This window comes from Streptomyces sp. NPDC050509, from assembly GCF_044457965.1.
Classification (GTDB): domain Bacteria; phylum Actinomycetota; class Actinomycetes; order Streptomycetales; family Streptomycetaceae; genus Streptomyces.
Window position 1 is genome coordinate 1 of the sequence record NZ_JBITHL010000025.1, and the last position, 5,181, is coordinate 5,181.

Genomic DNA, 5,181 nt, shown 5'->3' on the forward strand with positions numbered 1-5,181 from the left:
CCCGACACCCCCATCATCACCACCGACGCCCGCCACCGCGCCGACGCCAAAAGCGGACTCATCACCCTCGTCGAACACGCCCTCATGGCACGACTGAAGTAGGCGGCCGTCTACGGAAGTTGCCGTAGGCATACCCGGAGGTGGGCCAGGTCCTTTGACACGGCCCACCTCTGTGTTCATAACATTTCGACAGAGAATTCACGCTCTCCGGCCACCCGGCGCACTCGCCCGGTGCCCCTGCGCTCATACCGACCCCGCTTTTTGCCGCGGCTCGTTCTTTATGCCCGTTTTATGTGAGGCTTGCACCACTCGGAATGGCTGATTCCTGCTGTTTGGAAAGGGAGGGTTCCCCGTGCTGGAATTCGAGAACTCCCGAGTAGTACGGCCCTGAACAAAACACGGCACAACGTAGGTGCCGACGCCGAGAGGTTGTTGGTCGAGTGAGGCGAAGCACGACGAGCTCCGCGGAGCAGAAGGCGCGGGGGAACTTCACCCCGCCGCCGCGCGCAGCCGCGCCTGCCGTCACGACCGGTCCGCCTCCGGCGGCCGGCAGCTCCAGCCGGTTCTCCCCGCGCAACTGGCGGGTGACCACCCGGCTGTACGCGATTCTCCTCGTCCCCGTCATGGTCGGTCTCGTCATGGGCGGCTTCCAGGTCAAGGGTTCCGTCGACACCTGGCAGGCGGCGCAGGGCGCCGAGGAGACGGCCCTCGTCGTGCGGGCCGCCTCGGAATACGGACACGCGCTGCTCAACGAGCGCGACCTCACCGCGCAGTCCCTGCTCACCAACAAGCGGGACGCGCAGATCGTCACCGAGAGCTACGCGGCCACGGACGCGGCGAAGAAGAAGTTCGACCTGGCGGTGCGGAGCATGCCCGCCGAGCAGGGCCTCGAACGCCGCCTGGGGCTGTTCCGCAGCGTGGAGCCCACGCTGGAGAACATCCGCAAGACCGCGTTCACCGCCGGGGTCGAGACCCCGGACAAGAGCGGCGGCAACGGCGGACCCGTGGCCACCGAAGAGGCGTACGTGCCGCTGGAGCACACCCTCATGGAGTTCGCCAACGAACTCGGTCTCGGCACGGGCAACATCACCAGCTACGGCCGTACGGTCTACGCCATCGGGCTGGCCAAGGGCGCCGAGTCGCTGCAGCGCTCCATCGGGACGCACCTGCTGGTCAGGCCGAGCCAGAAGGACGACGTCAAGAGCGGCCAGACGATCGCGTTCTCCTCGTACGCCTACCTGGAGGACATCGCCATCGGCGAGTACGTCTCCGGCGGCACCCAGGCGGACGCGGTCAAGCTCCAGGAGGTCATGAAGGCGCAGACGGCCGAGGCGGGCAGGAAGCTCGCCGCCGCGCAGCAGCAGGCCGCCGCCGCGGGCAAGGAGTTCACCGCCCCGCCGACCAAGGACGGCTCCGTCTTCGACGGCATGGTGGCGGCGATCGCCACCGGTGACAGCCCCGAGAAGCTCGCCGAGCGCGGGGTCACCCCGGAGACCTGGATGGCAGCCTCCACCGCCAAGTTCGACGGGTACAACACGATCGAGACGGACCTGGTCGACAAGGCCGTCTCCGAGGCGTCCTCGATCGCCGGCAACGCCAGGAACAACGCGATCATCAACGGCGGGATCGTGCTGATCGCCCTGCTGGCCGCCTTCATCCTGGCCGGGATCATGGCGCGGCAGATGAGCCGTTCGATGCTGTCGCTGCGTACGGCCGCCTTCGGGATCGCCGAGCAGCGGCTGCCGATGCTGGTCGACCAGCTCTCGCGGGCCGAGCCCGGCCGGGTCGACACCCGGGTGCAGCCCATCCCGATCGACTCGCGCGACGAAATAGGCGAAGTCGCCCGCGCCTTCGACCAGGTCCACCGCGAGGCGGTGCGGCTCGCCGCCGAGCAGGCCATGCTCCGCGGCAACGTCAACGCGATCTTCACCAACCTCTCACGTCGCAACCAGTCGCTGATCGAGGGCCAGTTGACCCTCATCTCCGACCTGGAGAACAACGAGGGCGACCCGGACCAGCTGGACAACCTCTTCAAGCTGGACCACCTCGCGACCCGGATGCGCCGCAACGGCGAGAACCTGCTGGTCCTCGCCGGCGAGGAGCCCGGCCGCCGCTGGAACCAGCCGGTGCCGCTGGTGGACGTCCTGCGCGCCGCCTCCTCCGAGGTGGAGTCGTACGAGCGCATCGAGCTGACCGGGGTCCCGGAGACGGAGATCCACGGCCAGGCCGTCACCGACCTCGTGCACCTGCTCGCCGAGCTGCTGGAGAACGCCACCACGTTCTCCTCCCCGCAGACGAAGGTCCGCGTCACCGCGACCCGGCTGCCCGACGGCCGCGTGATGATCGAGATCCACGACAAGGGCATCGGTCTCACCGCCGAGGACTTCGCGGACATCAACCACAAGCTGGCCAACCCGCCGACCGTGGACGCCACGGTCTCCCAGCGCATGGGCCTGTTCGTGGTCGGCCGGCTCGCCGACCGGCACGGTGTACGGGTCCAGCTCCGCCCCTCGGGCGAGCAGGCGGGCACGACGTCGCTGGTCATGCTGCCGGACGCGATCACGCACGGCGGCGGGGGCGGCGCCCCCGGCCAGGGCGAGGACTTCACCGTCTCGCAGATCATGCCGGACCAGCCGAACCACCCCGAGGGTGAGCAGCAGGTCTTCCAGAGCGCTCCGATGCTGACGGCGGCGGAGCTGGGCTTCGACGATTCGCGGTACGACCAGCAGCCGCAGGCGGACCAGCCGGCGCCGCTCGACTCCGTCAACCGCTCGCTCAAGCGCGAGGAGCGGCGTGCGGCCCTCGGGACGCCTCCGCAGGACGCCGTGGGCGACCAGCCGCTGTTCCAGGACCAGGTGGACGGCCAGTACCGCGACGGGGCGGACGACGGGTACGCACCGGGGAAGCCGTCGTACGAGCAGGGGTACGAGCCGGGCTACGCACCGCAACAGCCCGCACCCGGCGCGGACTTCCCGGCCCCTGCGGCCGATTTCCCCCCGGCGGACGCCGAGTTCGCCACGGGCGGATTCGAGGAGTACCGCGCGCCCGGCACGTATCAGCCGTCCGAGACGTACCCTTCGCCCGATACGTACCAGCCGTCGGACGCCTTTCCGCAGCAGCAGGGGTCCCCCGGGCAGCAGGGATATACGGAGTCCCCGTACCCCGCCGCGCAGGGCGCCGAGGGCACGTACGAGAATCTGTTCACCCCCCAGCCCCACCAGGGCGAGTGGGCCGATCAGAGTGCCTACCCGGGTACGTACGACTCCGAGCGTCCGGCCGAACCGGAATCGGGCCTCGGCGCTCCCGGGAACGCCCGGGACAACGTAGGCTTGAACCGTCCGGGTCCCTCCCCGAGCGCCAGTCACGCGTTGACGGACGCGGGTCTGCCGCGCCGTGGCGGCGGCCAGCCCCAGCAGCCGCAGTCACCAGCGCCGTGGCAGCCCGCGGGTGAGGACGAAGGACAGCCGGCCGGACAGACCTCATCGACGGCGCTGAACGGCCGGAGCACCACTTCGGGAAACTTCCAGGACGAGCAGAGCGTTGAGCAGGACCCGGGCCGCGGCGAGGGCAGTCTCCCGAGCGACGGCGCCGGACTGAACGGCAGTGGACAGAGCGGTGCCGGGCAGAATGGCAACGGGCAGGCGGAGACGGCCGGTTCGGACGACTGGCGCGCGAGGAACGACGAGCGCTGGCACCGTGCGGAGAAGCTGCGCGAGCCCAAGGCCGGCGGCGTCACCTCGTCCGGTCTGCCGCGCCGTGTGCCCAAGGCCAACCTGGTCGAGGGCGCCGCGGAGCAGACCACGCACAGCGGCCCCCAGGTCTCCCGCGCCCCGGAGGACATCCGGGGCCGGTTGAGCAACCTGCGGCGCGGCGTCGAGCGGGGCCGCAACGCCGGAGCGGACACGAACGGACCGGGCCGCGGCCCGGGCAGTACCTACAACCAGGAGCGTTAGTGTGAGCCCGATGAGCCAGGCGGCGCAGAATCTGAACTGGTTGATCACCAACTTTGTGGACAACACCCCAGGGGTGTCCCACACGGTGGTGGTCTCCGCCGACGGACTCCTGCTGGCCATGTCCGAAGGATTCCCGCGTGACCGCGCCGATCAGCTCGCGGCCGTCGCGTCGGGTCTGACCTCGCTGACCGCGGGGGCGTCCCGCATCTTCGAGGGCGGGGCCGTGAACCAGACCGTCGTCGAGATGGAGCGCGGTTTCCTCTTCCTGATGTCCATCTCCGACGGCTCGTCCCTCGCCGTACTGGCCCACCCCGAGGCCGATATCGGCCTGGTCGGCTACGAGATGGCCCTCCTGGTGGACCGTGCCGGTACGGTCCTCACCCCGGACCTGCGTGCGGAGCTCCAGGGAAGTCTGCTGAACTGACAGACAGCGCGCTGTTTGCCGCCGCACCATTAGGGTGCGGTGGCGCGGATTTCACAGGTCCGCCAGGATCGGGCCCGGCGCCCCGGCAGTCGGAGGAGGAAACGTGGCTACACCCCCAGGCGGGCATCCCTATGACGGTGGCCCCCGGTCTCCGGGTGAGTATGCCCAGAACCGGTTCAACTTTCCCTCCACGCCCAGCGGACAGGGCGGTGGACAGGGCGAGCCGAGCCATGACCAGGGCGGACAGGGCCACGGCGGGCAGGGCGGTGGGCGCGGCGGACCGCAGCGACAGCCGTACCAGCCCCCTCCCCCTCCCCCGCCACAGCCGTACGAGTACGACCAGCCCCGGCAGCCCCGCATCCAGCCGGTGCAGCCGAGGCGTTCCCCGGAAGCCGAGCCTTCCATGGGCACGCACAACCCGTTGGTGCGCCCGTACGCCATGACCGGCGGCCGGACCCGGCCGCGGTACCAGCTCGCCCTTGAGGCGCTGGTCAGTACGACGGCCGATCCGTCCCAGTTGCAGGGGCAGTTGCCCGAGCACCAGCGGATCTGCCAACTGTGTTTCGAGATCAAATCGGTCGCCGAAGTCTCGGCGCTCCTCTCCATCCCCCTCGGCGTGGCCCGGATCCTCGTAGCCGACCTGGCGGAGGCGGGCCTTGTCGCCATCCATCAGCCCGGTGGCGACGAGGCCACCGGTGGCCAGCCAGACGTGACACTGCTCGAAAGGGTGCTCAGTGGACTTCGCAAGCTCTAGCGGCGGTGCGGCCCGCTCAACCACCAGCGCGAAGATCGTGGTGGCGGGCG

3 protein-coding genes and 2 pseudogenes are annotated in these 5,181 nt (G+C 69.9%); all 5 read left to right on the top strand.

The genetic code is table 11. The features are described from left to right. A pseudogene (locus ACIBJC_RS38595) lies at positions 1 to 102 on the top strand (ATP-binding protein); the annotation flags it as partial. Positions 103 to 440: 338 nt separating this feature from the next. Continuing rightward, positions 441 to 3,953, top strand: coding sequence for a nitrate- and nitrite sensing domain-containing protein (locus ACIBJC_RS38600; protein ID WP_399301238.1), 3,513 nt, complete (start codon positions 441 to 443; stop codon positions 3,951 to 3,953). Positions 3,954 to 3,963: 10 nt separating this feature from the next. After that, positions 3,964 to 4,377, top strand: coding sequence for a roadblock/LC7 domain-containing protein (locus tag ACIBJC_RS38605; protein WP_010984131.1), 414 nt, complete (start codon positions 3,964 to 3,966; stop codon positions 4,375 to 4,377). A 103-nt stretch (positions 4,378 to 4,480) separates the two neighbouring features. Then, positions 4,481 to 5,131, top strand: coding sequence for a DUF742 domain-containing protein (locus ACIBJC_RS38610; RefSeq protein WP_399301240.1), 651 nt, complete (start codon positions 4,481 to 4,483; stop codon positions 5,129 to 5,131). Then, positions 5,112 to 5,181, top strand: a pseudogene (locus tag ACIBJC_RS38615) (ATP-binding protein); the annotation flags it as partial. The gene ACIBJC_RS38610 and the pseudogene ACIBJC_RS38615, both read left to right, overlap by 20 nt.

Bases quoted from the DNA above. Each gene is read 5' to 3' on its own strand.
- ACIBJC_RS38605 (WP_010984131.1), top strand. From the start codon at position 3,964: ATGAGCCAGGCGGCGCAGAATCTGAACTGGTTGATCACCAACTTTGTG.